The 26,621-nt window shown below is 73.1% G+C and carries 28 protein-coding genes; 12 read left to right on the forward strand and 16 right to left on the reverse strand.

The genetic code is table 11. The features are described from left to right. Positions 1-2: 2 nt before the first annotated feature. Positions 3-515 (reverse strand): LytR C-terminal domain-containing protein, encoded by a 513-nt coding sequence (locus J2S63_RS11290; protein WP_310301998.1) that lies wholly within the window; start codon positions 513-515, stop codon positions 3-5. Beyond that, positions 512-832 (reverse strand): type II toxin-antitoxin system VapB family antitoxin, encoded by a 321-nt coding sequence (locus J2S63_RS11295; RefSeq protein ID WP_310301999.1) that lies wholly within the window; start codon positions 830-832, stop codon positions 512-514. Before J2S63_RS11295 ends, J2S63_RS11290 begins: the two co-directional genes overlap by 4 nt. Positions 833-887: 55 nt before the next feature. On the opposite strand from J2S63_RS11295, the gene J2S63_RS11300 reads away from it, so the two are divergent. Beyond that, the gene (locus J2S63_RS11300) at positions 888-2,486 is read left to right on the forward strand and encodes a helicase HerA-like domain-containing protein (protein ID WP_310302000.1); all 1,599 of its coding nucleotides are present in this window, start codon (positions 888-890) and stop codon (positions 2,484-2,486) included. Further along, positions 2,483-2,965 carry a nuclear transport factor 2 family protein gene (locus J2S63_RS11305; RefSeq protein WP_310302001.1) on the forward strand — a complete coding sequence of 161 codons (483 nt, stop codon included), beginning with the start codon at positions 2,483-2,485 and terminating at the stop codon, positions 2,963-2,965. The genes J2S63_RS11300 and J2S63_RS11305 overlap by 4 nt, the downstream gene beginning before the upstream one ends. An 89-nt stretch (positions 2,966-3,054) precedes the next feature. Here J2S63_RS11305 and J2S63_RS11310 read toward each other — a convergent pair whose 3' ends face one another. From J2S63_RS11310 to J2S63_RS11325, 4 genes are read right to left on the reverse strand one after another with little or no spacing between them, the layout of a single operon-like run. Continuing rightward, a complete protein-coding gene (locus tag J2S63_RS11310; protein ID WP_310302002.1) occupies positions 3,055-4,293 on the reverse strand; it encodes an arginine deiminase in 1,239 nt (412 codons plus the stop codon). After that, positions 4,290-4,883: a LemA family protein gene (locus tag J2S63_RS11315; RefSeq protein ID WP_310302003.1), complete on the reverse strand. Its 594-nt coding sequence runs from the start codon at positions 4,881-4,883 to the stop codon at positions 4,290-4,292. Before J2S63_RS11315 ends, J2S63_RS11310 begins: the two co-directional genes overlap by 4 nt. After that, the gene (locus tag J2S63_RS11320) at positions 4,880-5,608 is read right to left on the reverse strand and encodes a DUF3137 domain-containing protein (protein WP_310302004.1); all 729 of its coding nucleotides are present in this window, start codon (positions 5,606-5,608) and stop codon (positions 4,880-4,882) included. Before J2S63_RS11320 ends, J2S63_RS11315 begins: the two co-directional genes overlap by 4 nt. Positions 5,609-5,625: 17 nt before the next feature. After that, positions 5,626-6,384: a M14 family zinc carboxypeptidase gene (locus J2S63_RS11325; RefSeq protein WP_310302005.1), complete on the reverse strand. Its 759-nt coding sequence runs from the start codon at positions 6,382-6,384 to the stop codon at positions 5,626-5,628. Positions 6,385-6,414: 30 nt separating this feature from the next. On the opposite strand from J2S63_RS11325, the gene J2S63_RS11330 reads away from it, so the two are divergent. Next, complete coding sequence (locus J2S63_RS11330) at positions 6,415-7,401, forward strand: NAD-dependent epimerase/dehydratase family protein (protein ID WP_310302006.1); 987 nt, start codon at positions 6,415-6,417, stop codon at positions 7,399-7,401. Further along, positions 7,398-8,375 (forward strand): NAD-dependent epimerase/dehydratase family protein, encoded by a 978-nt coding sequence (locus J2S63_RS11335; protein ID WP_310302007.1) that lies wholly within the window; start codon positions 7,398-7,400, stop codon positions 8,373-8,375. The genes J2S63_RS11330 and J2S63_RS11335 overlap by 4 nt, the downstream gene beginning before the upstream one ends. On the opposite strand, the gene J2S63_RS11340 is transcribed toward J2S63_RS11335, so the two are convergent. Next, complete coding sequence (locus J2S63_RS11340) at positions 8,352-9,614, reverse strand: T6SS phospholipase effector Tle1-like catalytic domain-containing protein (protein WP_310302008.1); 1,263 nt, start codon at positions 9,612-9,614, stop codon at positions 8,352-8,354. The genes J2S63_RS11335 and J2S63_RS11340 overlap by 24 nt on opposite strands. 39 nt (positions 9,615-9,653) lie before the next feature. Next, positions 9,654-10,631 (reverse strand): TerC/Alx family metal homeostasis membrane protein, encoded by a 978-nt coding sequence (locus J2S63_RS11345; RefSeq protein ID WP_310302010.1) that lies wholly within the window; start codon positions 10,629-10,631, stop codon positions 9,654-9,656. A gap of 193 nt (positions 10,632-10,824) precedes the next feature. On the opposite strand from J2S63_RS11345, the gene J2S63_RS11350 reads away from it, so the two are divergent. Next, positions 10,825-11,373, forward strand: coding sequence for a YbaK/EbsC family protein (locus J2S63_RS11350; protein WP_310302012.1), 549 nt, complete (start codon positions 10,825-10,827; stop codon positions 11,371-11,373). A gap of 9 nt (positions 11,374-11,382) precedes the next feature. On the opposite strand, the gene J2S63_RS11355 is transcribed toward J2S63_RS11350, so the two are convergent. The 3 genes from J2S63_RS11355 to J2S63_RS11365 are packed head-to-tail and all read right to left on the reverse strand — an operon-like array spanning position 11,383 to position 13,927. After that, positions 11,383-11,742: a hypothetical protein gene (locus J2S63_RS11355; protein WP_310302013.1), complete on the reverse strand. Its 360-nt coding sequence runs from the start codon at positions 11,740-11,742 to the stop codon at positions 11,383-11,385. Between the two features lie 56 nt (positions 11,743-11,798). Further along, positions 11,799-13,334 (reverse strand): glycerol-3-phosphate dehydrogenase/oxidase, encoded by a 1,536-nt coding sequence (locus J2S63_RS11360; protein ID WP_310302014.1) that lies wholly within the window; start codon positions 13,332-13,334, stop codon positions 11,799-11,801. Continuing rightward, on the reverse strand, positions 13,331-13,927 hold the full coding sequence (locus tag J2S63_RS11365) for a TetR/AcrR family transcriptional regulator (protein WP_310302016.1): 597 nt from the start codon (positions 13,925-13,927) through the stop codon (positions 13,331-13,333). The genes J2S63_RS11360 and J2S63_RS11365 overlap by 4 nt, the downstream gene beginning before the upstream one ends. Positions 13,928-13,954: 27 nt before the next feature. Here J2S63_RS11365 and J2S63_RS11370 point away from each other — a divergent pair, with 27 nt between their 5' ends. From J2S63_RS11370 to J2S63_RS11385, 4 genes are all read left to right on the forward strand, one after another. Further along, positions 13,955-15,553 (forward strand): FAD-binding oxidoreductase, encoded by a 1,599-nt coding sequence (locus J2S63_RS11370; protein ID WP_310302019.1) that lies wholly within the window; start codon positions 13,955-13,957, stop codon positions 15,551-15,553. Next, positions 15,550-16,437 (forward strand): diacylglycerol/lipid kinase family protein, encoded by an 888-nt coding sequence (locus tag J2S63_RS11375; protein ID WP_310302022.1) that lies wholly within the window; start codon positions 15,550-15,552, stop codon positions 16,435-16,437. The genes J2S63_RS11370 and J2S63_RS11375 overlap by 4 nt, the downstream gene beginning before the upstream one ends. 154 nt (positions 16,438-16,591) lie before the next feature. Then, positions 16,592-17,155 carry a hypothetical protein gene (locus J2S63_RS11380; protein WP_310302024.1) on the forward strand — a complete coding sequence of 188 codons (564 nt, stop codon included), beginning with the start codon at positions 16,592-16,594 and terminating at the stop codon, positions 17,153-17,155. Positions 17,156-17,546: 391 nt separating this feature from the next. Further along, entirely contained in the window at positions 17,547-18,470 is a 924-nt protein-coding gene (locus tag J2S63_RS11385) for a cation diffusion facilitator family transporter (RefSeq protein WP_310302026.1), read from the forward strand. A 147-nt stretch (positions 18,471-18,617) separates the two neighbouring features. On the opposite strand, the gene J2S63_RS11390 is transcribed toward J2S63_RS11385, so the two are convergent. The 5 genes from J2S63_RS11390 to J2S63_RS11410 form a co-directional block, all read right to left on the reverse strand. Next, on the reverse strand, positions 18,618-19,724 hold the full coding sequence (locus J2S63_RS11390) for a hypothetical protein (protein ID WP_310302029.1): 1,107 nt from the start codon (positions 19,722-19,724) through the stop codon (positions 18,618-18,620). A gap of 167 nt (positions 19,725-19,891) precedes the next feature. Then, complete coding sequence (locus J2S63_RS11395; RefSeq protein ID WP_310302031.1) at positions 19,892-21,901, reverse strand: FAD-dependent oxidoreductase; 2,010 nt, start codon at positions 21,899-21,901, stop codon at positions 19,892-19,894. Next, complete coding sequence (locus J2S63_RS11400; protein WP_310302033.1) at positions 21,898-22,470, reverse strand: PadR family transcriptional regulator; 573 nt, start codon at positions 22,468-22,470, stop codon at positions 21,898-21,900. Before J2S63_RS11400 ends, J2S63_RS11395 begins: the two co-directional genes overlap by 4 nt. Before the next feature lie 52 nt (positions 22,471-22,522). Continuing rightward, complete coding sequence (locus tag J2S63_RS11405; protein WP_310302035.1) at positions 22,523-22,729, reverse strand: helix-turn-helix domain-containing protein; 207 nt, start codon at positions 22,727-22,729, stop codon at positions 22,523-22,525. After that, positions 22,729-23,481, reverse strand: a complete 753-nt coding sequence (locus J2S63_RS11410; RefSeq protein ID WP_310302037.1) for a DUF2975 domain-containing protein — start codon at positions 23,479-23,481, stop codon at positions 22,729-22,731. Before J2S63_RS11410 ends, J2S63_RS11405 begins: the two co-directional genes overlap by 1 nt. Positions 23,482-23,616: 135 nt before the next feature. Between J2S63_RS11410 and J2S63_RS11415 the strand changes: the two genes are divergently transcribed. The 3 genes from J2S63_RS11415 (at position 23,617) to J2S63_RS11425 (ending at position 26,583) form a co-directional block, all read left to right on the forward strand. Continuing rightward, a complete protein-coding gene (locus J2S63_RS11415; RefSeq protein WP_310302039.1) occupies positions 23,617-24,777 on the forward strand; it encodes a CaiB/BaiF CoA transferase family protein in 1,161 nt (386 codons plus the stop codon). Positions 24,778-24,786: 9 nt separating this feature from the next. Then, positions 24,787-25,275 (forward strand): hypothetical protein, encoded by a 489-nt coding sequence (locus tag J2S63_RS11420; RefSeq protein WP_310302042.1) that lies wholly within the window; start codon positions 24,787-24,789, stop codon positions 25,273-25,275. Positions 25,276-25,365: 90 nt separating this feature from the next. Continuing rightward, a complete protein-coding gene (locus J2S63_RS11425) occupies positions 25,366-26,583 on the forward strand; it encodes an acetyl-CoA C-acetyltransferase (protein ID WP_310302045.1) in 1,218 nt (405 codons plus the stop codon). Positions 26,584-26,621 lie beyond the last annotated feature (38 nt).

The raw sequence follows: 26,621 nt of genomic DNA on the forward strand, positions 1-26,621 counted from the left end.
GGTCAGCAGCCGGAGCCGGCTGCCTTGGCCTTGAGCTGGCGCGGCGCCTTGGCCAGGCCGACGAAGCGGTCGCCGACGATGACGTCGACGCCCGGCCCCAGGTCGGTCCGGGTCGGCTGGACCAGGGTCTGCGGGCCGAACTGGCGCGCGACCAGCTGAGCCGCGGGGTCGTTCTTGCTCGGCGCGAGCACGCGCACGAACTTCACGTTGGCGGCGTCGGCGGGGGCGTTGCCCACGTCGCCGGCCAGGAACCCCCGCGCGGTGAGCTGCCCGAGGGTCTGGTCGGCGAGGCCCGACCGGTTGCCGGCGTTGAAGACGCTGACCGTGACGTCGCCGGTGCGCACGACGTCGCCCGGCGCGAGGCCGGCGTTGCACGACGGACCCGCGCTCGGCTCCTCCTGGGTGAGGCTGGGGACCGGCTCGCTCACGGCGTGCCAGCCGACGACGACGCCCACCGCGAGGATGCCGAAGAGCACGAGGAAGGTGATGCCCGCCAGGCCGCTGCGGCGGTTCACTCGCCCTCTCCCGCCGTGCTGCGCGAGTCGAGGTCGAGGACCCGGGCGTGGAGCACGGAGCGCTTCTGCAGCGCCGCCCGCAGCGCCCGGTGGAGCCCGTCCTCGAGGTAGAGGTCGCCCTTCCACTGCACGACGTGGGCGAACAGGTCGCCGTAGAACGTCGAGTCCTCGCCGAGGAGGGTGTCGAGCTGCAGCGTGGCCTTGGTCGTCACCAGGTCCTCCAGGCGCACCTGCACGGGTGCGATCGCAGCCCAGTCCCGCGACTCGAGGCCGTGCTCGGGGTAGGGCCGCGTGGAGCCCACGCGCTTGAAGATCACACTGCGAAGGATAGTGGGGATGGAGCCGTGCCCGCCGAGCGGTTACGTTCGGCCCATGCCAGACAACAGTGCCGACCCACCCGCCCCTGGAGGCGGCTCCCTCGAGGAGACGATCCGCGCCGGCTACACCTTCGACGGCCCGGCGCTGGAGCTCGGTGGGCTGATGCTCGACGCCGAGCACCTGGCCGGGCCGGAGGCGGTGCCCGTCCGGATCCCGCTGGGCATGCTCAACCGGCACGGGCTCGTCGCCGGCGCGACCGGCACGGGCAAGACCAAGACGCTGCAGCTCCTCGCCGAACAGCTCTCGACCGCGGGGGTCGCCGTCTTCGCCGCGGACATCAAGGGCGACCTGTCCGGCCTGTCCACCCCCGGCACCCCGAGCGACAAGCTGACCGCCCGCAGCACCTCGGTGGGCCAGCAGTGGGCCGCGACCGGGTTCCCGGTGGAGTACTTCGCCCTGGGCGGCGAGGGCACGGGCATCCCGCTCCGCGCGACGATGACCGCCTTCGGCCCGACCCTGCTCGCCAAGGTGCTCGGCCTCAACGATACCCAGGAGTCCTCGCTCGGGCTGGTCTTCCACTACGCCGACCGGGCCGGCCTGCCGCTGCTCGACCTCGAGGACCTGCGGTCGGTCGTCCAGTTCCTCACCTCCGACGAGGGCAAGCCGGAGCTCAAGGCGCTCGGCGGGCTGTCCTCGGCCACCGCCGGCGTCATCCTGCGCGAGCTGATCACGCTGTCCGACCAGGGTGCCGACGCGTTCTTCGGCGAGCCCGAGCTCGACACCCGCGACCTGATCCGGCTCGCCCCCGACGGCCGCGGCGTCATCTCGCTGGTCGAGCTGCCCAACCTGCAGGACCGGCCCGCGCTGTTCTCGACCTTCCTGATGTGGCTGCTCGCCGACCTGTTCCACGACCTCCGCGAGGTCGGCGACCCCGACAAGCCATCGCTGGTGTTCTTCTTCGACGAGGCCCACCTGCTGTTCGCCGACGCCTCCAAGGACTTCCTGTCCGCGATCACCCAGACGGTCCGGCTGATCCGCTCCAAGGGCGTCGGCGTCTTCTTCGTGACCCAGTCCCCGACCGACGTGCCCGACGACGTGCTGGCCCAGCTCGGGTCGCGCATCCAGCACCAGCTGCGCGCGCACACCCCCAACGAGGCCAAGGCGCTGCGGGCGACGGTCGACACCTACCCCACCAGCGGCTACGGCGACCTGGGTGGCGTCCTCACCACGCTCGGCATCGGCGAGGCGGTGGTGACGGTGATGAACGAGCGCGGCGCCCCGACCCCCGTGGCGTGGACCCGTCTCCGCGCCCCGGAGTCGCTGATGGGCCCTGCCTCCCCCGAGACGATGCAGGCCGCGGTCACCGCGAGCCCGCTGCACGCGAAGTACGCCGAGACCGTCGACCGCGACTCGGCCCACGAGATGCTCGCCCGCAAGGTCGAGGCAGGGGCGGAGAAGGCGGCCCAGGAGCCGGCTCCTTCGCCGGCCCCCGGCGGCGAGCACGTGCCCTACCCCCGGCAGTCGCGCACCCGAACGCCCAAGAAGGAGAAGAGCGTGGTGACGGAGGTGCTGCAGTCCTCGGCGGCCAAGCAGTTCATGCGCACCGCGGCGCGGGAGATCGCGCGCGGGCTGTTCAAGACGGGCCGCCGGTGAGCGGCGGCGGCCCCGCCGGTCGGGCCCGGGACCACGACGACGTCGAGGCGATCAAGCAGCTCAAGTACGCCTACTTCCGCTGCCTCGACCTCAAGCGTTGGGACGAGTTCGCGGAGCTGTTCGTGCCCCAGGCGACGGGGGCCTACGCCGGCCTCGACTTCGGCTCCCGCGACGACCTCGTGGCCTACATGAGCGAGAACCTCCCGGCCGACCGGATCACCTTCCACCAGGCCCACCACCCCGAGATCACCGTCGACGGGGACGTGGCCGAGGGCACGTGGTACCTCCACGACAAGGTCTTCGTCCCGGAGTACGACGTCGCGATCGAGGGTGCGGCGTTCTACCGCGACCGCTACGTCCGCACGCCCGACGGCTGGCGCCTGAGCCACGTCGGCTACGAGCGCACCTTCGAGGCGTCCTGGCAGATGTCGGCGGTCCCGGGCTGGACCTTCAAGCGGGGCAAGGCGTACGACGCCTGACGGCTGCCCGGCTTGCGGGGCCGGTTGTCATCACGGGGTGACCCCGAGCGACCCCACAAGCAGCCAGGGTCGAGGGCCACCCGGTGGGGTCAGACCTCGTCGCGGAGGACCGGGCAGGACATGCACCTCGGTCCGCCGCGGCCCGAGCCGAGCTCGGAACCGGCGATCCGGACGACCTCGATCCCGGCCTCCTCGAGGCGGCGGTTGGTCTGGGTGTTGCGCTCGTAGGCCACGGCCAGCCGCGGGGCGAGCGCGAGGGTGTTGTTGCCGTCGTCCCACTGCTCGCGCTCGGCGGTGGTCGGGTCGAGGCCGGTGTCGATCACCTTGAGCTCGTCGATCCCCATCGCGGCGGCGGCAGCGTGGAGGAAGGGCTCTGCCCTGGTGACCCGCAGCTCCAGCTCGGTGGCCGGCGTGCCCGCGGGGGACTCCGTGGTGACCGTGAGTGCGCGGAGGCCGTCGGCGATGTTGGGGTACATCACGACCGTGTCGACGTCGACCATCGTGCAGACGGTGTCGAGGTGCATGGTCGCGCGGTCCTGCGTGATCGGCACGGCGAGCACGGTGGTCGCGATCCCGCCGGACATGAGCTGGCGCGCCAGGCCCTCGACGCCCGCGGGCGTGGTGCGCTCGCCCACCCCGACGGCCACGACGCCGGGCGCGAGGAGCAGGACGTCCCCGCCCTCGACGTACTCCCGGTCCCAGCCGTGCAGGCGCTGGACGGCGGCGAACCGGGGGTGGTGGCGGTAGACGAGCTCGGTCAGCTGGGTCTCACGGGAGCGGGCGGGCATCGCCAGCGAGGTGATCGTGACGTGGTCGCGCACCCACACGCTGGAGTCGCGGGTGAACAGCAGGTTGGGCAGCGGGTCGATCAGGAAGTCGTCGTCCGCGAGCAGGCTGGACACGAGCCCCGGCGAGGGGTGGCGGACCTCGTCGTTGCGCAGGCCCGCGCACAGCGACAGCGCCAGGTCGTCGGGCGCCATGTCGAAGAGCATCGCCGAGAGGTACGCGCGGAGCGACTCGCCCAGGTGCAGGCTCTCCATCGCACTGCCGATCGCGAGCTCACGGGCCTCGTCGGAGCCGAGCGTCTCCTCGAGCAGGTCGGCGAGGTAGAGCACCTCGACGTCGCGGGAGCGCAGCGCCTCGGCGAACGCGTCGTGCTCCTCCTGAGCGCGGCTCACCCACGGGATGCCGTCGAACAGCAGCCGGTCGTTGTTGCGTGGGGTGAGCCGGGTCAGCTCCGGACCCGGGCGGTGCAGGAGGACCGTGCGGAGGCGGCCCACCTCGGTGGTGACGCCGACCGGTGGCAGCGCGTGGTCATCGACGGTCATGGTGTCTCCTCGGTCAGGGCGGGCCCGACCTGTGGTGGGGTCGCGGCTGCCGGGTCCGACAGCTCGAAGAACTCCGAGCGGTCGAAGCCGAACATCGCGGCGACCACGTTGGACGGGAAGGTGCCGACCCGGGTGTTGAGCGCCCGCACGTTGCCGTTGTAGAAGCGGCGTCCGGCGGCGATGCGGTCCTCGGTGTCGGTCAGCTCGCGCTGCAGCTGCAGGAAGGTGATGCTGGCCTTGAGGTCGGGGTAGGCCTCGGCGACGACCATGAGGCCCGACAACGCACCGCCCACCTCCTCCTCGAAGGGGCGGCGCTGCGGCGGGCTGTCGCGCCGGTGCTGGTCCGCGGCGACGCGTGCCGCGGTGACGCGCTCGAGCACCGAGCGCTCGTGGGCGGCGTACCCCTTCACCGTCTCGACCAGGTTGGGGATGAGGTCGTGGCGCCGCTGCAGCTCGACGTCGACCTGGCTCCAGGACTCCTCGACCAGGGTGGTCTGCTGCACGAACCGGTTGTACGACGTCACCAGCGCGACCAGCAGCAGGAACAGCAGGCCGCCGCCGACGGCGAGGCCGGCACCGAGGGGGCTCATGCGGCGCCGCCGGTCTGCTGGGTGGGCGCCGGGATGCCGTACTGCCGGCGCAGGAAGTCGGGCAGCGCGTCGAGCAGCCGGTCGGCGAAGTCCAGCCGCTGGTCGACGTCGGGCAGCTCGTAGGTGCCGCGCTCGACGGTCAGCAGCCACCCGCGGTCGATCCGCCACGCGGTGTCGCGGTGCTGCAGCAGCAGCTCCATCATCCGGGGGTGCAGCACGTCGGAGGCGAACTTGCGGTCGTCGGCGGTGACGGTGAAGGCGCGGTTGAACTCCTCGGACTCCAGTTCGATGTCGCTGTTGAACATGCGGCCGAGCAGGCGACCGAAGGCACCCTCGGGGGAGACCGACAGGCCCGGGGTCGTGGCGCCGAGGGACAGGGCCACGACGTTGAAGTGGTGCGACTCCTCGCGGGAGTGGCTGTGGCCGTTGGCGTCCGTCGAGGTCTCGGTGGTGTGGTAGACGAAGTCGAAGACCGCCGCCTCGCGCCCGTCGTACGGGCCTCGGAGCACCTTGGTGCTCCGGCGGCCGTGGCCGGAGTGGAACGGCGACCCGGTGAAGGACTCGTGCCAGGAGTCGTCGCGCTCGGTGTAGGACCAGCCGCGGCGGGCGGCGTACGCCTTCACCTCGGCGATGCGCTTCTGCTCGGCCTTCCAGCCGAGGTAGATCAGCAGGCCGACCACGACCAGCATCCCGCCGACGATCACCGGGAAGAGCGCTGCGTCCACGAGACCTGCCTTCGCTGTCAGAGATCGGAGAGGTACTGGCCCAGCACAGCACGGACCGCCGCCCGCGCGGCCGCGCCGCGCAGCCACCGGACCGAGGGGTGGTGGCCGAGCTCGACGGTGATGGCGGTGCCCGCGTGGCGGTGGTTGTACCAGGACGTCATCGTCCCGTAGCAGCGGCCGCTGCAGTTGAACGCCTTGACGGGCAGGTCGAGGCCGCGCGCGAGCCGGCGCTGGAACGCCTTGTCCTTGCGGTCGCTGCCCACGCCGTGCAGCGGCTGGTGGATGGACACCACGAACCGCGGGCGCACCCGGTCGAGGAACCTCCTGAGCGCGCGGGACTCGGGCTCGCTCAGCGACTCCGGTCCGGAGTAGTACGTCCCGGTCAGGTGACCCCACTGGTAGGGGAAGTTGCGGTTGAGGTCGACCCCGTGGGCGTTCTGCCGGGTGCCGCGGGCGACGCCGTCGGGGTTGACCGTGGGGATCACCCACAGGTCGACCTCGTGGACCGGGGCGCCGCGCCGGATGCCCTCGGTGAGGCGGATGCCGGCCGTCTCGTCGCCGTGGATGGACCCCAGCACCACGGCTCGGCGCGGGCTGGTCGGGTCGCCGAGGTGGTAGGCCCGGATCGCCCGGCCCTGCACCGACCGCCCGATGACGGTGCTCCCCAAGACGGTCGGGGCCGGCTCGACCGGGGCGGCCTGCGCGGTCGTGACCAGCGTGCCCCCGGCGAGGGAGGTGAGCCCGAGGAGCGCGGCGGCCAGCCGCTTCCGGTGCATGGGGGGATCGTAGGGCCCTAGATTGACCCGGTGCAGTTCTTCGTCACCGGCGGCAGCGGCTTCCTCGGCCGCCACCTGGTGACGCGCCTGGTCGCCGAGGGCCACGTCGTCCTCGCCCTCGCGCGCTCCGAGCAGGCGGCCCACGCGGTCGTCGCGGCCGGCGCCCGACCGGTCCGGGGGGCGCTCTGCGACGCCCCGGCCCTCGCGCACGAGGTCGAGGGCACCGACGTCGTGGTCCACGCCGCGGCCGACACCCGCCAGTGGGGCCGGCCCGGGGCGCTGCAGGCCGACAACGTCGAGGGCACCCGCGCGGTCATCGCCCTCGCGCTCGCCGGGCACGCCGCGCGGCTCGTGCACGTCAGCACCGAGGCGGTGCTGGCCGGGGGCCGACCCCTGCGCTACGCCGACGAGTCCGCGCCCTACCCGTCGCGCCACAGCGGGGAGTACGCCCGCACCAAGGCCGTCGCCGAGCAGCTCGTGCTCGCCGCCGACGGCCACGAGCTGCGCACGGTCTCGGTCCGGCCCCGCCTGATCTGGGGGCCGGGGGACACCACGTTCGCGCCCGCCGTGCTCGACGCGATGCGCGGCGGCCGCTGGGCCTGGGTCTCCGGGGGCGACTACCTCACCTCGACCTGCCACGTCCGCAACGTGGTGGAGGGCCTCGTGCTCGCCGCCACGGTCGAGCGGGCGCAGGGCACCTACTTCCTGACCGACGGGGCGCCCGTGCGCTTCCGCGAGTTCGTCACCGACGTCGCCACGGCGTACGGCGTCGAGCCGCCCGAGCGGTCCGTCCCCTACGCCGTGGCCCGGACCATGGCCGGCGTGGTGGACCGCGGCTGGCGCACGCTCCACCTGCGCGGTGAGCCGGCGGTCTCGGAGGGGGCGATCGCGCTGGTCGGCCACGAGATGACGGTCAACGACACGCGTGCGCGCAGCGAGCTCGGCTACCGACCCGTGGTCGGGGTCGCCGACGGGTTGGCCGAGCTGCGCGCCCACGAGCAGGAGAAGCGGGCGTGAAGGTCCTGCTCACCGGGGGCACCGGCTACGTCGGCGCCTGGACGGCCAAGGCGTGCGTCGACGCCGGTCACGAGGTCCGCTACCTCGTCCGCACGCCGGAGAAGCTGGCCAGGTCCGCGGGCGCGCTCGGGCTGGACACCTCCGACCACGTGGTCGGCGACATCACCGACTCCGGCTCCGTGCGTCGCGCGATGGAGGACTGCGAGGCGGTCATCCACTGCGCGGCCGTCGTCGCGCTCGGCCCGGAGGACGCGGAGTGGATGTCGCGGACCAACCTCGAGGGCGCCCGCCACGTGCTCGGGCAGGCCGTCGAGCAGGGCCTCGACCCGGTCGTGCACTGCTCCAGCGCCGCCGCGCTCTTCCGCCCCGGTCTCCCGGTGCTCACCGCCGACCTGCCCGTGCTCGGCGGTCTCGACGACTACGGCCGCTCCAAGGGCGAGGTCGAGGAGTACGCCAGGTCGCTGCAGTCCGCCGGGGCGCCGGTGGTCTGCACCTATCCGGTGATGGTGCTCGGCCCGCCGGCCGGCGACCAGCTCGGCGAGGCCAACGAGGGCCTGCTCAAGGGGCTGCGCCTGCGGATGCTGCCCGGGACCGGGGCGACGTGGACGGTCTGCGACGTGCGCGACCTCGGTCGCGCCCACGCGGCGCTCCTCGAGCCCGGTCGCGGCCCGCGGCGCTACGTCACCGGCGGGGTCACCGTGCCCGTCCGCGAGGCGGCTCGCGTCCTCAGCGAGGTCTCCGGACGCCGGGTCCTCCACGTGCCGGTCCCCGACGCGGCCCTGCGCGGCTTCGGTCGGCTGCAGGACCGGCTCCGCCTCGGCACGCCGATGACCGCCTCGGCGATGGAGTACTACACCCGCATGCCCGACGCGGACAACGAGCCGATGCGCACCGACCTCGGGGTCGAGTTCCGCGACCCCCGCGAGACCCTCGCCGACGCGTGCGACGGCCTACGTCGGCTGGGTCATCTCTGAGGCCGACTCGGTCGCGACCCGCGGTCCGGGGACCGAGTCGCCTCCGCCGGCCACCTGCTGGCCGCCGGCGCGCAGCCGGGCCAGCAGCGCGTCGTACGCCTCGGACGGGACGACCACCGTGTCCTCCAGCACCCCGTCGAAGTGGCGGGTCGAGGTGTCGTAGGAGTGCAGGTTGCGCGGGTGGTAGCCGAGCCCGGCGTCGTCGTACCTCGTCGCGGTGGTGCGGGCGAGCCGGATGCCGGCGCACTCGGGCCGGAACAGCCGGCGCCGCTCGCCCTCGAAGGCGCCGCCGTCGGCGACCTTGACCGCGATCTTGGCGCGGATGGCCAGGTCGAGGAAGCGGTAGACGGGCTTGGAGGGGTTGTGCCGCACCAGCGGCGAGCCCTTGAGCTGCCGCTCGAACAGGTCGAGGTCGAGGACCAGCCCCTTGTCCTGCGCCTCGGCCGCCATCCACAGCAGCGCGGTGTCGGACAGGCCGCACTCCTTGGCGCCGTAGCCGCCGCCCACGTCGGAGTGCGCGCCCTCGAACCACACCTGCCGGATGCGGCCGTCCTCCCAGGGCGGCACCGGCTCCTCCCACAGGCAGGGCTCGAACTTCATCCGCGGCTCGTCGATCGCCAGTGCCTGCCGGGCGGTGACCACCGCGGAGCCCAGGCGGACGTCGTGGAACTGGTGCCCCCGGCGTACGGCGCCCGGGACGCCGAGCGCGCCGACGGTGTCGAAGACGCCGAGGAACTGGATCGGCACCTCGTCGTGGCAGAACTCCTTGCGGAACTGCTCCGGTGGCGACCACTCGGGCTTGGGGTGCTCGCGCAGCTGGTAGCGCTGGCAGGCCTCGCCGAGCCTGCCGTCGACGAGCGCCTCGCCGGTCAGCAGGCCGACCCGGCCGATCATCCCGGCCAGCGACCGGGCGGTGTAGGCGCCGCGGGAGAAGCCGAAGACGAAGATCTCGTCGCCGGCCTCGTAGTTGAGCGCCAGCCACCGGTAGGCGGTCTTGACGTTGGCGAACAGACCGAACCCGAAGGCCCCGCCGAGCAGGCGGTCGGTCTTGTAGCCCGCCGTCCCGACACCGGTCAGGTAGAGCACCTGCTGGGGCACTCCACCGGTCCGGGTCGGGTCCGACTCGATCGTGCGGGCGATCTTCTCGATGTTGGTCACGGTGTCGGCGTCGGCGCGGTTCCACGTGCCGTCGCAGCACACGACCAGACGCTTCTTGGTGCCGGTCCTGGGCTCGTCCATGGGGCCAGGGTGCACCCGTGTGACGCTTGTGTCGATGGCTCAGACGGGCTCTTTGACCGGCTCGTCCTCGGCGACCCGGTTGCCCACCAGGCTCGCGACCGTGGTGACCACGAGGATGCCGACGACCACGACGAGCGACCACAGGGTCGGCACCTCGGGGACGCCCTTCCAGTGCTCGTGGCCCCAGTGCAGCCCGAGCTTGGCGCCGATGAACACGAGGATCGCCGCCAGGCCGTAGCCGAGGTAGCGCAGCTTGTGGAGCGCGCCGGCGAGCACGAAGTAGAGCGCGCGCAGGCCGAGCAGGGCGAAGGCGTTGGTGGCGAGGACCAGGTAGGGGTCCTCGGTGATGCCGTAGACCGCGGGGACCGAGTCGACCGCGAAGACCACGTCGGTGGCGAACACGGCCACCACCACGACCGCGAGCGGGGTGAGGGCCCGACGGCCGGCGACCCGCGAGAGCAGCCGCGGACCGTCGTAGTCGGCCGTGACCGGGAAGACCTTCCGGACGAGCCTCACACTGCGCAGGCCGTCGGGGTCGATCTCGTGGTCGGTGCCGCTCAGCGTGTCCTTGAGCACCTTGAGGCCGGTGACGGCGAGGACCAGCCCGAACACCAGGAACATCCAGTCGAAGCTGTCCAGGGCGGCCGCCCCGAGGGCGATGAAGATGCCGCGCAGGACGAGGGCACCGGCGATGCCGTAGAGCAGCACCCGCTGCTGCAGCTCGCGCGGCACCGCGAAGGCGGAGAGCAGCAGCATGAACACGAACAGGTTGTCGACGCTGAGCGACTTCTCGACCAGGTAGCCGGTGTAGTACTGCAGCCCGGTCTCACCGCCGTGCGCCGCGAGCACCCAGCCACCGAAGGTCAGCGGCAGCGCGACGTAGAAGGCGGACCAGCCGAGCGCCTCCTTCATCGACACCTCGTGCGGGCGGCGGGTCAGGACGAAGTCGACGGCGAGCAGCAGCAGCACCGCGCCGAGGGTGAGGCCCCACAGCAGGGGCGTTCCGATGGACTCCACGAGTGCTCCTCGAGGTCGTGCGCGGGATGCGCGATGGGCCTCGAGGTCTCCTTCGCCGCCCGTTGCCGGGTCGGCCGCCGCACCGGGACGCCTGACTGGGCTGGCGTCGTACTGACCGGTGAGGTGTTGGGAAGTACTCCCCTCGCGGGCAATGCTAGGGCAGGAACCTGAACGGAGACCGAGAGGCGGGCGCGTGGGCGACGGACGGTGGCGGCTGGGCAGGGCGGACGGGGTGCCGGCGGTGGAGCGCACCGATCTCCTCGCGGACCCGGTGGCGACGGCACTGCGGTCGTGGGACCGGGCCGGCGAGGCGGGGGTCATCGAGATCGACCCCGCCCTGGCCGACACCGCGACGCTGAGCGAGGCCTACGACCTGCCGATGGAGGCCGGCGGCAACTGCGTGGTCGTGATGGGCCGGCGCGACGGCGAGGAGCGGTTCGCGGCCTGCGTGGTGCGCGCCGACACCCGTGCGGACGTCAACAACCTGGTCAAGCGTCGCCTCGACGTGCGCAAGTGCAGCTTCCTGGCCGTGGACCGGGCGACCGCGGAGAGCGGCATGGAGCACGGCGGGATCACCCCGCTCGGCCTCCCGGCCGCGTGGCGGGTGCTGGTCGACGCCGCCCTGCTCGAGCAGCCGCTGGTCGTGCTCGGCTCCGGCGTGCGCCGCTCCAAGCTGCTGCTCCCCGGACCCGTCCTGGCCGAGCTGCCGGGTGCGGAGGTCGTCGAGGGGCTGGGGGTCTGACCGCGGGGGTCAGCCCTTCTGCTGGCCGAGCGCCTGGACGCCCCCGAGCACCGCGGCTCCGGCCGCACCGGCCATGACCGCCCCGACGACGGGCTTGAGCTGCCCGGCCTTGAGGGCGAGCAGGGCCGCGCCTGTGTCGGCGGAGTCGACGGCGAGCCCGACCTGGAGCAGCGCCCGCCTGCTCGCCGGCGGGGCGAGCAGCGTGATCGTCCCCAGCGCCACGTCCCGCGCGCCGAACAGCCGCAGCAGGTAGGGCGACTGGGGAGCGTCCGCATCGAGCAGCGCCGCCTTGAGCGACGTCCGGGGCGCCAGCCAGGCGGCGGCTCCCACGGCGATGCGGGCGAGGGACAGGGTGGTGGTCTGGTCCATGCCGGGACCCTAACGGTGGCCGGAACCGACCCGGGGGACGTCCGCCTGGAGGGCGCTCAGCCCGCGACGGAGAGGGCCCAGGAGGCGGCGTCCTCGCAGGCCTCCCGGTCGACAGGCACGAGTCCGATGCGGGTACGGCGGTCGAGCAGGTCTGAGGTGTCGAGGGCTCCCTCGTGGGTCACGCCGAAGACCAGCTCGGCCCGGGTGACGGGGACCCGGTCGGACAGCGGCGCGAGGAGGTCGGCCTCGGGCAGGCCGGTCGCCTCGACGGCCGCGGCGACCACGGCGGGGGCCTCGGTGCCGTAGCGGCGGACCAGCCGGGTGGGGGCCACGATGCGCGCCAGCTCGTGGCGGGGCGCGGCTCCCACGAGGGGCAGCGACGCGGTCACCGAGGACCCGGCGCCGAGCCCGGCCGCGCTGACCGCCTGGTCGACCGCGTCCTGCGCCATGCGCCGGTAGGTGGTCAGCTTGCCGCCGACGATCGTGACCACACCCGTGGTCGAGGTGAGGACCGCGTGCCGCCGCGACAGGTCGGAGGTCGAGCCCTCGGCGGACAGCAGGGGACGCAGCCCGGCGTAGGACCCGACGACGTCGTCGCGGGTGAGGGGGCGGGCCAGCACCCGGTTGATCGTGTCGAGCAGGAAGTCGACCTCGTGCTCCTCGGGGCGCGGCACGTCGGGGATCTCGTCGGTCGCCTCGTCGGTCAGGCCGAGGTAGACCAGGCCGTCGGCCTGCGGGAGCGTGAACACGAACCGGTTGGTCGACCCGGGGACGGGGGCCGAGACGGCCACGTCGGTGCCGGGCATCCGGTCGGCGCGCAGCACGAGGTGCGTGCCCCGGCTCGGGGTGAGGGTCAGGCCGTCCACGAGCCCGCCGGCCCAGACCCCGGTCGCGTTGACGACCGCGCGCGCCCTCACGGTCAGGGTCTGCCCGGTCACCTCGTCGCGCAGCGTGGCGGAGTCGCCGGCGAGGTCGGTGGCGCGCACCTTGGTCAGCACGCGAGCGCCGTGGGCCGCGGCGGTGCGCGCCAGCGCGGTGACGAGGCGGGCGTCGTCCTCGAGCTGGCCGTCGTACGACAGGAGGCCGCCGCGGAGACCCGCCCGGCTCACCCCGGGCACGCGAGCAATTGTCTGCTCGACAGAAAGTCGGCGCGGGCCGGGGAGCAGCCCCCGTGGCGTGTGGGCCATGCGCCGGAGCAGGTCGCCGGCCCGCAGGCCCTGCATCGCGAGCGCGGCCTGCGGCTTGCCGACCGCGTCGGTCAGCGGGATCACCATGGGCATCGCGTGGGTGAGGTGGGGAGCGGTCCGGGTCATCAGGACCCCCCGCTCGACCGCGGACTCGTGGGCGACGCCGACCTGGCCCTTCGCCAGGTAGCGCAGGCCGCCGTGCACGAGCTTGGAGGACCACCGCGAGGTGCCGAAGGCGAGGTCGTGCGCGTCGACGGCGACCACGCGCAGCCCGCGCGACGCGGCGTCGAGGGCGACGCCTGCCCCGGTGACGCCGAGACCGACCACGAGGACGTCGACCGGGGCGCCGCCGGCGAGGGCGTCGAGGTCGGCGGTGCGGCGGGCGGCGTTGAGCGAGACGGTCATGGCTGGAGGTGTCCTTCGATCAGATGGGCGAGCTCGCCGAGCAGGGCGTCCTCGGTGACGTCGGGGTCGGTCATGGTGGTCAGGGACAGCACGTAGCCCTGCGCGGCCAGTACGACGGAGCGCGCGATCGTCACCGGGTCGCCCTCGCGCAGGAGGGACTCGGACTGGCCGAGCCGGACCGCGGTCGCGAGGACCTCGACGATGCGGTCCTGGTTGCGGCCGCGCCGCTGCAGCAGGTAGGGGAGCAGCAGCTCGGGGTCCACCTCGACGATGCGGGCGAACAGCTCGTCGGCCCGCAGCAGCCGGACCGTCTCGACGACCCCGCCGGCCAGCGCGGCCGGGGTGGGGGAGGCGGTCGTCGTCGCCGCCAGGGCCTCGCGCAGCGCGGTGTCCCACTCGCGCACGAGCAGGTCGGCGAGCACGGCCTGCATGTCGTCCCAGCGGCGGTAGATGGTCATGCGCGAGATGCCGGCGCGCTTGGCGATGTCGGTCAATGTCGAGCGCCGGAAGCCCACGGCGAGGATGCTGGCCCGGGCGGCGTCGAGCACGACGGTGTCGGGATCAGGCGTGTCGATGTGACGACTTGACGTCATGTGTCACAGTGTATCACACTGGCGTGCATGACCATCGACCTCGACTCCCAGATGCACTGGGCCCGCTGGGGGGACCCGGCGAGGTCCCACCCGGTCTCGGACTCCATGCGCGAGCTCATCGAGATGTTCCTCGGCGAGCTGACCGAGCGCCCCGCCGTCCCGCAGGCCGACGTGCGCCTGCCCGAGGTCGGGCTCTCCGACGAGCACCTCGCCGCACTGGCCGGTCTCGTCGGCGAGGACCACGTGCACACCGATGCCGAGTGGCGCATCGCCCGCACGCGCGGCAAGTCCACCCCCGACCTGCTCCGCATGCGGGAGGGGGACGGCGCCGACGCCCCCGACGCCGTCGTACGCCCGGCCTCGCACGAGGAGGTCGCCGCGGTGGTCTCGTGGTGTGCCGACAACCAGGTCGCGCTGGTCCCGTTCGGGGGAGGTACGTCGGTCGTGGGCGGCCTGGCCGCCCGCCGTGACGGCTTCGACGGCGTCGTCGCGCTCGACCTGCGCCTGATGAACCGGCTGCTCGAGGTCGACGAGAGGTCGGGCATGGCCACCCTCGAGGCCGGCCTCCTCGGGCCCGAGGCCGAGGAGCTGCTGGCCGAGCACGGCCTGATGATCGGGCACTACCCGCAGTCCTTCCGCTACGCCTCGATCGGAGGCTTCGCCGCGACCCGCTCGAGCGGCCAGTCGTCGGCGGGCTACGGCCGCTTCGACTCGATGGTGATGCGGCTCCGGATGGCCACCCCGCAGGGCGACCTGGTCGCCGGCAGCTCGCCGGCCAACGCCGCCGGTCCCGACCTGCGCGAGCTGGTGATGGGCTCCGAGGGCGCCTTCGGCGTGATCACCGAGGTGACGCTCAAGGTCAAGCCGATCCCGCAGGTGAAGGTCTACGAGGGCTGGCGCTGGGAGTCCTTCGCCGCGGGCGCCGACGCGATGCGCCGCCTCGCGCAGGGCAAGGTCCTGCCGACCGTGCTGCGCCTGTCCGACGAGGCGGAGACCTCGGTCAACCTCGCCCGTCCCGACGCGGTCGGTGGCGAGAGCACCGGCGGCTGCCTGATGGTCACCGGCTACGAGGGCACCCCGGCCCAGGTCGAGCGCGCCCGCGCGGCCGCGACCGAGCTGCTCGAGGAGCTCGGTGGCGAGAACCTCGGCGAGGAGGTCGGGCAGTCGTGGGCCGAGGGCCGCTTCGACGGTCCCTACCTCCGTGACGCGCTGCTCGACGTCGGCGTCCTGGTCGAGACCTTCGAGACCGTCGCCTTCTGGTCGCGCCTCGACGAGGTGTACGCCGCGGTGAAGTCCGCGGTCGAGGGCGCGCTCGCCGGGCAGGGCACCCCGCCACTGGTGCTCTGCCACATCTCCCACGTCTACGAGACCGGGGCCTCGCTCTACTTCACCGTCGCGGCGAAGGAGCTCGAGGACGGGCTCGGCCAGTGGAGGCAGGCCAAGGCCGCCGCCAGCCAGGCGATGGTCGACCACGGCGCCTCGATCACCCACCACCACGCGGTCGGCCAGGACCACAAGGAGTGGTTCGCCCAGGAGATCGGGCCGGTCGGGGTCGAGGTGCTGCGCGCGGTCAAGCAGGCGCTCGACCCGGCCGGCGTGCTCAACCCGGGGGTGCTGGTCCCGTGACGGACCGTTCGTTCCGGATCCTGGTCAACCCGCTCTCCGGTGGCGGGACGGCGCCGGAGAAGGTGCGGCAGGTCTCCGAGCTCCTGGTGCGCGCCGGGGCACGGGTGTCGGTCGAGCAGAGCCGGGACGCCGCGCACAGCCAGGCGGTCGCCACCGACGCGGTGGAGCGCGGCGAGGTGGTCGTGGCGGCCGGTGGTGACGGCATGCTCGCCTCGATCGCCGGCACCGTCGTCGCGGCCGGCGGCACCCTCGGCATCGTCCCGTCGGGCCGCGGCAACGACTTCGCCCGCATGCTCCGGCTCGAGGGGACCCCGGAGGGCGTGGCGCACTGCCTGCTCGAGGGCGACCCCACGCCGGTCGACGTGATCGAGGTGGCCGACGGGGCGGGCGCGACGACCGTCGTGCTCGGCAGCCTCTACGCCGGGGTCGACTCGCTGGCCTCCGAGATCGTGGACCGCTCGCGGCGGATGCCCGCGGCGCTGCAGTACCCCTCGGCCGCGGTCCGCGCGCTGGCGTCGTACCAGCCGGTGGAGTTCCACGTGACGGTCGACGCGCGCACGCACGTGCAGGAGGCGTTCAACGTCGTGGTGGCCAACTCGGGCTACTACGGCTCCGGCATGCACATCGCGCCGATGGCCGACGTGCACGACGGTGTCCTCGACGTGGTCGTGCTGCCCGCCGGCTCGCGGCTCTCGATGATCCGCCGCCTGCCCAAGGTGTACGACGGCTCGCACGTCGAGCTCGACGGCGTCACCGTCCTGCACGGCTCGCAGGTGCGCGTGGCCGGGGAGGGCGTGGTCGGGTACGGCGACGGCGAGCGGATCGGTCCGCTCCCGCTCACCGCGACGGTGCGCCCCGGGGCGCTGCGGCTGCTCCTGCCCTGACCGTTCGCCCGGGGGGAGGTCGCCCGTCCGGTCCTTTTAGTGACAAAGTGGACAAATGCCACCTACCCTTGTGCTAGCCGCTCGAGGGAGCGGACCTGGTCGGAGGGAGCAGGTCCGTGCGGCGCCTGGCTCGGTCGTGCAGGAGGCACCCACCGTGAATCGCACCTTCCGTCAAGGCCTGCTCTCGGCCGTCACCGGCCTGCTGGTCGGGGTGGCCTACCAGGTCGCCATGGTCCGCACCGGCAGCTGTGCCGGCTACGTCTCGCTCGTCGGGGGCGCGGACGGCTGCTCCGCCGTCGCCGACGGCACCGCCGGGCTCAACGCCTTCGCGCTGGCCACGCTGGTCCTGACCGTCGTGACCGGCCTGGTCGCGGCCCGTCGCTACGCCGAGGAGGAGGGCTTCCTCTCGCTCGGTGACACCTTCCTCGCCATCGGCACGATGGTGGTGGTGGTCGAGGCGGTCTTCTTCGCTGTCTCCGGGCTGTGGGTCGGCCTGGCCTACGGCGTCGCGGGGGTGGCGCTCACGCTCTTCGCGCTCAAGCAGGACCGGCAGACCGCCGTCGCGGTGGCGGCGATCATGAGCCTGTTCGTCGGGACGTGGATGTACTCCGACAGCAGTGCCCTGCTGCTCGGCCTGACCCCGTCGGTCCTGTGGGTGCTCGGCGCGCTGGCCTACACCAGCAGCCTGCGCAGTGGGGAGAGCCTCGCCCTCGACTGACCCAGATCGTGGGGGTGGCGGCCATCGTGCTCGCCGGACCGTCGTCCTCACAGGTGCGTCTCCCGGGCGCGGCGGAGTCCCAGCTGCCCCCTGCCCGCTCAGGTGGGACGCACCGGAGCCGGGTGTCTCCCACCTCTCCATCCCGGCTCCAGCCTCCGGCGGCACGAGCGGCAGGTCGATGCCCGACGGGGCGACACCGGCTGCTGGGCGACGGGCGATGTGGAGGATCGTCCGCCGCCCGACGGGCGGGCGGCGGTGTGGGCCGGCAGGCACACGCCGGACGTGGGTGCGACCCAGCCACCACGTCCGGGGGCCGGGTCTCGCCGCCGTCCGTTCCCTGCGCCGGGGTCTCCCACGTCCCGGCGCAGGAGCCCGCCCTAGGCTCGGCCCCGTGGGACACGGGCATGGCCACGACTGGGCCGCCGGACGGGCGGAGGACCGCCGCCGGCTGAGGTACGTCCTGGCGATCACCCTGTCCGTGCTGGCCGTCGAGGTGGTCGGCTCCCTGGCCACGGGCTCCCTGGCGCTCCTGGCCGACGCCGGCCACATGCTGACCGACTCCGCCGCGGTCGCGATCGCGCTCTCGGCCTCCCACCTCGCGGCGCTGCCGTCCACGGACCGTCGTACCTTCGGCCTCCAGCGCGCCGAGATCCTCGCCGCCCTCGCCAACGCCGTGGTCCTGCTCGCGCTGTGCGGCTTCCTCGTCGTGGAAGGCGTACGCCGGCTGGCCGACCCGCACCCCGTCGACGGCGGGCCGATGCTGGCCGTGGCCGGACTGGGGCTGCTGGGCAACCTGGTCGCGCTCCGGCTGCTGAGCACCCGCAAGGAGTCCTCGCTCAACCTGCGCGCGGCCTACCTCGAGGTGCTCACCGACCTCCTGGGCTCCGTCGCCGTCCTCGTCGCCGCGCTGGTGGTGCTCACCACCGGCGTCGACCGGGCCGATCCCGTCGCGACGCTGCTGGTGGCCGCGATGGTGCTGCCGCGCTCCTTCCTGCTGCTGCGCGAGGCCGTCGACGTGCTCCTCGAGGCGACCCCGCGCGACGTCGACGTCGACGAGCTGCGCTCCCGGCTGAGCGGGATCCACGGGGTCGTGGAGGTGCACGACCTGCACGTGTGGACCATCACCAGCGGCGTGCCGTCCCTGTCGGCCCACGTCGTGGTCGAGGACGGGGCGCTGGCGTCCCGCGGGCTCGGCGCGCTGCTCGACGAGCTGTGCGCGTGCGTGGGCGACGACTTCGACGTCGAGCACGTGACCTTCCAGGTCGAGCCGCGGTCCCACCGCGAGCACGAGGACCTGGGGCACCACCACCCCTGAGGACCCCCGGCGTCCGGAAGGGCCCGGACGGGCCCGGACGCGGCAGGGCGCGGGCGGCCCGGAGGTCGCCCGCGCCCTGTGCGTGCGGTGCGTGCGGTGCGTGCGGTGCGTGCGGTGGGTGCGGTGGGTGCGGTGTGGTCGACGGGGTCAGAGGCCGAGGCCCCCGAGGCCCCCGAGGAGACCGCCGAGCGTGTCGGTGACCACCGTGGTCGTCCCGGCGTCGCCGACGACGCCGGTGACGGCGTCCTGCAGCAGGACGAACAGGTCGGTCGGGTCCGAGGGGACCGTCCCGCTGTTCAGTCCCGCCAGGGTGGTGAACAGGGTGGTCAGCTGCGGCGCCGCCGCGGCGAGCTGGTCGGTGACGGCGTCGACCGCCGCGCTGAGCGCGGCCACACCGGCCGCACCCGTGGACGGGTCGAAGGCGGTCAGGGTCGTGACCAGCGTCTGCAGGGTGGACCGGAGGTCGGCGAGGTCACCGGTCGCCGGCACCGGCATCCCGGCGGTGGCGTTGCCCAGCAGTCCCTCGATGAGCGCTTGGAGCGCCGCGGGGTCGCCGCCGGCGGTCTGCAGCTGGGTGACGAGCTCCTCGACCGACATCTGCAGCGCGCTCGGGTCGAGCGCGTCGAGCTGCGCCATGATCTGGTCGAGCTGCTCCGGCGTGGCGCCGGGGACCTGGGCCAGCAGCTGGTCGATCGCAGCCTGCGCGGTGTCGGAGGCCGTGGTCAGCGCCGCGAGCAGCGTGGGCGGCAGCGGGCTGCTGGAGGGCTCGCCCGTGGAGCCGCCGGTGGAGCCGCCGGTGGACCCGCCGGTGGACCCGCCGGTGGACCCGCCGGTCGAGCCGCCGGACGTGGTGTCCTCGTAGCCGGCCTTGGTCTCCTGGCCCTTGGTGGTGGCGTCCGCCTGCTTCTTGGCGGCGCTGCACCAACGCGACATCTGGGCGCGCTGGGCCTTGAGGTTGCGCGTGGCCAGCTTGTGCCGGCGCGTGGCCTTCTTGAGCGCCTTCCTGGCCTTGGTCTTGGCCTTCTTGCCGTGGGCCTTCTTGACCTTCTTGGCGGCCTTCTTCTTCTTCGCCGTGGCCTTCTTCAGCGCGGACGTCGCGTGGCGCACGTCCTGCCGCTCGTGCCGGCAGTGCTGCGCGGCGGTCATCGAGTCGGCCTGCGCGACCGAGACCAGGCCGGGCCCGGCGATCAGCGCGATGGCGGTGACGATGCCGGCGACGGCGCGCGCGACGAGTCCCTGGTGTCCCTGGTGCATGCGTGGTTCTCCCTCACCCCGAGCGGGGACCCCTCCCCGTCTCTTCCGCCGCCCAGGATGCCAGTCGATTCATGGTCATATGACCAGTTCGGGACCTTGGGCCCGAGTCTTTACCTTCCGGTCCGGTCCGGGGAGGCGGGGGAGCCCGGGGCGATGCTGGGGGAGGCTCAGAGCCGGGCGGCGACCTCGGTGCCCTGCTTGATCGCCCGCTTGGCGTCGAGCTCGGCCGCCACGTCGGCCCCACCGACGAGGTGGGCGGCGACACCCCGCTCGACCAGCTCGTCGTACAGCCCGCGGACGGACTCCTGGCCCGCACAGACCACGACGTGGTCGACGTCGAGCACGCGCGGCTCGCCGTCGACGGTGACGTGCAGCCCCGCGTCGTCGACCAGGTCGTAGGTCGCGCCGGTCACGTGGTGCACCCCGGAGTCCTTGAGCACGATGCGGTGGGCCCACCCGGAGGTGCGGCCCAGGTCCTTGCCGATCATGCTGGTCCTGCGCTGCAGCAGCCACACCTCGCGTGCGGGAGTGCGGTCCTTCTTGGCGGTCAGGCCACCGCGGTCGACCGACGGGTCCCCGACGCCCCAGTGGGCCAGCCACTCGTCGAGGTCCTCCTCGGTGTGGGTCAGGAAGACGCTCAGGTCGACCCCGATCCCGCCGGCGCCGACCACGGCCACCCGCTGCCCGACCTCGACCCGGCCACCCAGCACGTCGTCGTACGCCACGACCTTGGGGTGGTCGCTCCCCGGGAGGTCGAGACGCCGCGGCTCGACCCCGGTGGCGACCACGACGTCGTCGTACGCCGCGAGGTCGTCGGCGGCCACGCGGTGGCCCGTGCGCACGTCGACGCCCAGCACCTCGAGGCGCCGGGAGTAGTAGCGCAGGGTCTCGGCGAACTCCTCCTTGCCCGGGACGCGCATGGCGTAGCGGAACTGGCCGCCGAGCTCCTCCTCGGCCTCGAAGAGGGTCACGCGGTGACCACGCTCGGCGGCGTTGAGCGCGGCGGCGAGCCCGGCGGGTCCGGCACCGACGACCGCGACCTGCTTGGCGCGCGTGCGCGGCACCGGCAGCAGGACCAGCTCGGTCTCGTGGCAGGCGCGCGGGTTGACCAGGCACGAGGCCCGCTTGGCCGAGAAGGTGTGGTCCAGGCAGGCCTGGTTGCAGGCGATGCAGGTGTTGATCTCGTCGGCGCGACCCTCGGCCGCCTTGTTCACGAAGTTCGGGTCGGCCAGGAACGGCCGGGCCATGGAGACCAGGTCCGCGCTGCCGTCGGTGAGGAGCTGCTCGCACACCTCGGGGGTGTTGATCCGGTTGGACGCGCAGACCGGGATGCCGACCTCCTCGCGGAGGCGCTTGGTCGTCCAGGCGAACGCCGCCCGGGGGACCTGAGTGAGGATCGTGGGGACGCGGGCCTCGTGCCACCCGATGCCGGTGTTGATGATCGAGGCGCCGGCGTCCTCGACCCGGTGGGCCAGCTCGACGGTCTCGTCCCAGGTCTGGCCGTCGTCGACCAGGTCGAGCAGGGACATGCGGTACATCACGATGAGGTCGTCACCGACGGCCTCGCGGATGCGCCGCACGATCTCGACCGGGAAGCGCATCCGCTTGTCGGCGGTGCCGCCCCACTCGTCGTCGCGCTTGTTCACCCGCGCGGCGAGGAACTGGTTGATCAGGTAGCCCTCGGACCCCATCACCTCGACGGCGTCGTAGCCGGCCTTGCGGGCGAGATCGGCGGAGCGCACGAAGTCGGAAATTGTCTGCTCGACCATTCTCCCGCTCATCCCGGACGCCTTGAAGGGCGTGATGGGGGACTTGCTGGGGCTCGCGCTGACGGAGAACGGCGTGTAGCCGTAGCGCCCGGCGTGCAGCAGCTGCAGCGCGATCTTGCCGCCCTCGGCGTGCACCGCCTCGGTCACGCGCTGGTGCCGCGCCGCGTTGAGGCGTGTGGTCATCTGCGAGCCGAACGGCAGCAGCCACCCACGCACGTTGGGGGCGTAGCCGCCGGTGACGATCAGCCCGGCGCCCCCGCGGGCGCGCTCGGCGAAGTACGCCGCCAGCTCGTCGACGTGCCACGGGCGGTCCTCGAGCCCGGTGTGCATCGACCCCATGACCGTGCGGTTGCGCAGCGTCCCGCCGCGGACCTCGAGCGGCGACAGCAGGGTGGGGTAGGGGTTCATCGTTCCTCCGTGGTGGTCGAGCCTGTCGGGACCTCGGTCGCGCCGTGGGCGTCGAGGTACTCACCGAGCCACTCGACCCAGAACTCCTCCATGCGGACGCCGCCGCGCAGGACGAGGTAGTGGTCGAGGTCGGCACCCTCGAGCTCGTCGGGGTGGGGGTACTGCGTGGCGGCCATCTGCTCGTAGCCGGCCAGCCGGGTGGCGTGCTCGGCACGCAGGGCGGCGACCTCGCGCAGCAGGGCCGCGCGGTCGCCGTACGACGCGGCGCGCAGCTTGACCGCGAGGTCGCTGCGGTGGGACTCGCGCAGGAGCGGCTCGCCCAGCCAGCGGCGCAGCTCGGCCCGCCCGGCCTCGGTGACCTCGTAGACGCGCTTGTCGGGGCGGCCGGACTGGGCGACGGCGGTCGAGACGACCCAGCCGTCGGACTCCATGCGACCGAGCACGCGGTAGATCTGCTGGTGGGTGGCGGTCCAGAAGTAGCCGATCGAGCGGTCGAAGCGCCGGGTCAGGTCGAGCCCCGCGCCGGCACGCTCGCTGAGCGAGACGAGGATCGCGTGCTCGAGGGCCATGCGGAGGAGTATGCAACGAGTTGCACAAGGCATGCAACGAGTTGCACTTCACTCAGTCGGGGACGTACTCCAGCAGGTCGCCCGGCTGGCACTGCAGCTCGCGGCAGACCGCCTCGAGGGTGTGCAGGCGCACCGCCTTGGCCTTGCCGGTCTTGAGGATCGACAGGTTGGCGACCGTGATCCCGACCCGGTCGGCCAGCTCCGTGAGGGTCATCCGCCGCTCCAGCAGCATCCGGTCGAGCCGGACCTCGATCGCCATCAGACGGTGAGCTCCTGCTCGGCCTCGATCTCCGCGCCGCGGCGCAGCACCTCGGCGACCAGGACCACGAGCAGGCCCAGGGCGACCGCGGACACGTTGAGCGAGCTCTCGGTGCCCGGCACGAGCATGGGCCCGGGTCCGCGGGACTGGAAGCCGTAGCCGAGCGCCTCGGGCCGGGTGAGCTGGCTGATGACCGGGTCGAGCAGCGCCATCGCGATGACCAGCCCCCCGATGCCGCGCAGCCGGTCGACCTGGCCGAAGGCGCGACCCGCGGCCCCGGCGCGCAGGAAGCGCGACAGCTGGAACAGCAGCAGCGAGAACAGGCCGGCCCAGACCGCGGTGCCCGCCATCTTGGCCGCCACGTAGGGGCTCCAGCCCGGAGGGACCCGGAGGGCCAGGTCGCCGTCCATCACCGCCGAGACGGGCTCGACGTCGTTCTGGACCTCCACGCCCCGGAACCGGCCCGGGGACACCTCCTCGGCGCGGTCGCGGTCGAAGGCGAAGGCGGCGCAGTCGCCCGGCGGGTTGCGCCTGGCGGCGAAGACCGCCGGGTCGCAGACCTCGACGAAGAGCCGGACCGGCATCGAGATCGCGGAGTCGAGGTGGACGGGGCCCACCGCCTTGTGCAGCGGCAGCCCGGTCTGGCCGGTGAGCACGAGCGCGCCGACCACGACGGCGTAGACCGCGAACGCGGCGCTCACCACGGCCGCAACAAGGGCGACCCACGCCGCGGCGACGAATCCTCGGTGCATGAGACGCTCCTCGACATCGAGACGCGGCAAGTCCGCATCGAGAATCAATAAGATCATGTTGCTTTGCGATATGGCAAGGGCTGGGTTGGTGATCCCTCTGGCGACCGTGACAGTTCTGCTGTCAGAATCCGGGCCATGGGTGACTACGCGCTTGGCCAGGGGACCGGACCGCTTCGGGGCATCAAGGTCGTCGAGATCGCCGGCATCGGGCCCGGCCCGCACGCCGCGACGATCCTCGCCGACCTCGGCGCGGACGTCGTCCGGGTGGAGAGGCCCGGCGGCGCCGCCTCGGCAGGCCCGCGCGGGGCCGACCTGCTCACCCGCGGGCGCCCGTCGGTGGCGATGGACCTGAAGGACCCCGAGGCCCTGCGCGCGCTCAAGGAGCTGATCGCCTCGGCCGACGTGCTCATCGAGGGCATGCGGCCGGGCGTGACCGAGCGGCTCGGGATCGGCCCCCACGACTGCCTCGCGCTCAACCCCGCCCTGGTCTACGGGCGCATGACCGGTTGGGGCCAGACCGGCCCGCTGGCCCACACCGCCGGCCACGACATGAACTACATCGCGATCGCCGGGGTGCTGCACGGCCTCGGCCAGGACCCCGGCCGGCCGCACTTCCCGAGCAACGTCGTCGGCGACTTCGGCGGCGGCTCGGCCTACCTGGTCATCGGCGTGCTGGCCGCTCTGCTCGAGGCGCGGGTCTCCGGCCAGGGCCAGGTCGTCGACGCCGCGATCGTCGACGGCGCCGCGCACCTCAACCTCATGTGGGCCGCGATCCTCGCCGGTGGCTGGGCGCAGGAGAAGCGCGCGGCCAACCTGCTCGACGGGGGCATCCCCTACTACGACGTCTACGAGACCTCCGACGGCAAGCACATGAGCGTCGGCGCGCTCGAGCCGCAGTTCTACGCCGAGATGGTCCGGCTGCTCGGGATCGAGGACACCGCCCCGGACCGCAACGACTTCGCCTCGCTCGGCGAGCTGCGCACGGTGCTCACCGAGACCTTCCGGTCGCGCACCCAGGCGGAGTGGGCCGAGGTCTTCGACGGCACCGACGCCTGCGTCGCGCCGATCCTCCCGCTCACCGAGGCAGCCCAGCACCCCCACATGGCCGCCCGCGAGGTGTACGTCGAGCGCGACGGCCTGCTCCAGCCCGCCCCCGCTCCGCGGTTCTCGCGGACCGAGGCCACCCTGACCACCGGCCCCTCCGTGCCGGGGGGCGGCACCCGCGACGTCCTCGAGGCGTGGGGCGTGTCCGACGTGGACGGGCTGCTGGGCTCCGGGGCCGCCGTCCAGGCCTAGTGTGGAGGTGTGGGTGGACGTCCGTGGCCCGCACGGCTGCTGGCCCTGAGCATGCTCCTGTGGGGGGTCGCCGCGATCGGTGGCTCCGTCGGGATCCTCGGCGCGCCCGACGGCTCGGCGATGAGCTGGGACACCGCCTGGCTGGTCCACACGCCGTTCTCCGACTGGCTGGTCCCTGGCCTGCTGCTCCTCGGCGTGGGGCTGGTCAGCCTGGTTGCCGGGGCACTGCTGGTGCGCGACCTGGTCCGTCGTACCTCCCGGGCGTGGGTGGGCACCGCCCTCCTGCTCGTCGCGCTGGTGCACGTCGCCTGGATCGCCGGCGAGGTCGCGCTGCTCTGGGGGCCGGTGAGCGGCACCGACGCGACCACCCGACGGTTCTTCCTCGTGTTCTGGGCGGTCTACGTCCCCTGGGCCCTGCTCGACCTCGCCCTCGCCGCCGTATGGCGGGGCCGCGGGGTGCGACGCCCGTCACACGCCCCTGCGCGGCCGGGCCATTGACGACCGTGACAGTAAGAGTGTCACAATCAGACGATGTCATCTGCGCGCCCGGTTCCTGGGCGCGGACGCTCGCTCGAAAGTTGGGACTCCATGGCTGACTCGCCACAGGCGTACGTGTACGACGCGATCCGGACCCCGCGGGGGAAGGGCAAGAAGGACGGCTCCCTCCACGAGGTGAAGCCCATCGACCTGGTGACCACGCTGCTGGACGAGGTCCGCACGCGTCACGAGGGCTTCGACCCGTCCCGCGTCGACGACGTCGTCCTGGGTGTGGTCTCCCCGATCGGCGACCAGGGTGGCGACATCGCCAAGACCGCGGCGCTGGCCGCGGGCTACCCCGACACCGTCGCCGGCGTGCAGCTCAACCGCTTCTGCGCCTCCGGCCTCGAGGCCGTCAACCAGGCCGCCGGCCGCATCCGCTCCGGCTGGGAGGACCTGATCCTGGCCGGTGGCGTGGAGTCGATGAGCCGCGTGCCGATGGGCTCCGACGGCGGCTCGTGGGCCTCCGACCCGGCCACCGCGTTCTCCACCGCGTTCGTGCCCCAGGGCATCGGCGCCGACCTGATCGCCACGATCGAGGGCTGGGACCGCGAGGACGTCGACGGCTTCGCCGCCGAGTCGCAGGCGCGTGCCGCCAAGGCGCAGGCCAACGGCTACTTCGACCGCTCGGTCGTCCCGGTCAAGGACCAGAACGGCCTCATGGTGCTGGAGAAGGACGAGTTCATCCGCCCCGGCACGACCGTCGAGAGCCTCGCGGGCCTCAAGCCGAGCTTCCAGTTCCACGGCGACCTCGGCTTCGACTCCGTCGCGCTGGAGAAGTACCACTGGCTCGAGGGCATCGACCACGTGCACCACGCGGGCAACTCCTCGGGCATCGTCGACGGCGCCGCGATCGTCGCGATCGGCAACGAGCAGGTCGGCAAGGACCTCGGCCTCACCCCGCGGGCCCGCATCGTCGCGGCCGCCGTCTCCGGCGCCGACCCGACGATCATGCTCACCGGCCCGGCTCCCGCGAGCCGCAAGGCACTGGCCAAGGCCGGCATGACGGTGGACGACATCGACCTGTTCGAGATCAACGAGGCGTTCGCCGCCGTCGCGATGCGCTTCATGCGCGACCTCGACCTGGACCACGACAAGGTCAACGTCAACGGCGGCGCCATCGCGATGGGCCACCCGCTCGGTGCGACCGGCGCGATGATCCTCGGCACCCTGATCGACGAGCTCGAGCGCCGCGACCTGCAGCGCGGCCTGGCCACGCTCTGCGTCGGTGGCGGCATGGGCATCGCCACGATCGTCGAGCGCGTCTGACGCCCCGCCCGCCCTCACTGACTCTCGAACCACAGAAC

The sequence above is a fragment of the Nocardioides marmoribigeumensis genome (assembly GCF_031458325.1).
In the GTDB taxonomy this organism is placed as follows: Bacteria; Actinomycetota; Actinomycetes; order Propionibacteriales; family Nocardioidaceae; genus Marmoricola_A; species Marmoricola_A marmoribigeumensis.

What these genes read in the sequence shown, in the direction of transcription:
- J2S63_RS11300 (WP_310302000.1), top strand. Translation starts at nt 888, where the DNA reads ATGCCAGACAACAGTGCCGACCCACCCGCCCCTGGAGGCGGCTCCCTC.
- J2S63_RS11310 (WP_310302002.1), bottom strand. Translation starts at nt 4,293, where the DNA reads ATGACCGTCGATGACCACGCGCTGCCACCGGTCGGCGTCACCACCGAG.
- J2S63_RS11315 (WP_310302003.1), bottom strand. Translation starts at nt 4,883, where the DNA reads ATGAGCCCCCTCGGTGCCGGCCTCGCCGTCGGCGGCGGCCTGCTGTTC.
- J2S63_RS11325 (WP_310302005.1), bottom strand. Translation starts at nt 6,384, where the DNA reads ATGCACCGGAAGCGGCTGGCCGCCGCGCTCCTCGGGCTCACCTCCCTC.
- J2S63_RS11340 (WP_310302008.1), bottom strand. Translation starts at nt 9,614, where the DNA reads ATGGACGAGCCCAGGACCGGCACCAAGAAGCGTCTGGTCGTGTGCTGC.
- J2S63_RS11355 (WP_310302013.1), bottom strand. Translation starts at nt 11,742, where the DNA reads ATGGACCAGACCACCACCCTGTCCCTCGCCCGCATCGCCGTGGGAGCC.
- J2S63_RS11360 (WP_310302014.1), bottom strand. Translation starts at nt 13,334, where the DNA reads ATGACCGTCTCGCTCAACGCCGCCCGCCGCACCGCCGACCTCGACGCC.
- J2S63_RS11365 (WP_310302016.1), bottom strand. Translation starts at nt 13,927, where the DNA reads ATGACGTCAAGTCGTCACATCGACACGCCTGATCCCGACACCGTCGTG.
- J2S63_RS11370 (WP_310302019.1), top strand. Translation starts at nt 13,955, where the DNA reads ATGACCATCGACCTCGACTCCCAGATGCACTGGGCCCGCTGGGGGGAC.
- J2S63_RS11390 (WP_310302029.1), bottom strand. Translation starts at nt 19,724, where the DNA reads ATGCACCAGGGACACCAGGGACTCGTCGCGCGCGCCGTCGCCGGCATC.
- J2S63_RS11395 (WP_310302031.1), bottom strand. Translation starts at nt 21,901, where the DNA reads ATGAACCCCTACCCCACCCTGCTGTCGCCGCTCGAGGTCCGCGGCGGG.
- J2S63_RS11400 (WP_310302033.1), bottom strand. Translation starts at nt 22,470, where the DNA reads ATGGCCCTCGAGCACGCGATCCTCGTCTCGCTCAGCGAGCGTGCCGGC.
- J2S63_RS11405 (WP_310302035.1), bottom strand. Translation starts at nt 22,729, where the DNA reads ATGGCGATCGAGGTCCGGCTCGACCGGATGCTGCTGGAGCGGCGGATG.
- J2S63_RS11410 (WP_310302037.1), bottom strand. Translation starts at nt 23,481, where the DNA reads ATGCACCGAGGATTCGTCGCCGCGGCGTGGGTCGCCCTTGTTGCGGCC.
- J2S63_RS11415 (WP_310302039.1), top strand. Translation starts at nt 23,617, where the DNA reads ATGGGTGACTACGCGCTTGGCCAGGGGACCGGACCGCTTCGGGGCATC.
- J2S63_RS11425 (WP_310302045.1), top strand. Translation starts at nt 25,366, where the DNA reads ATGGCTGACTCGCCACAGGCGTACGTGTACGACGCGATCCGGACCCCG.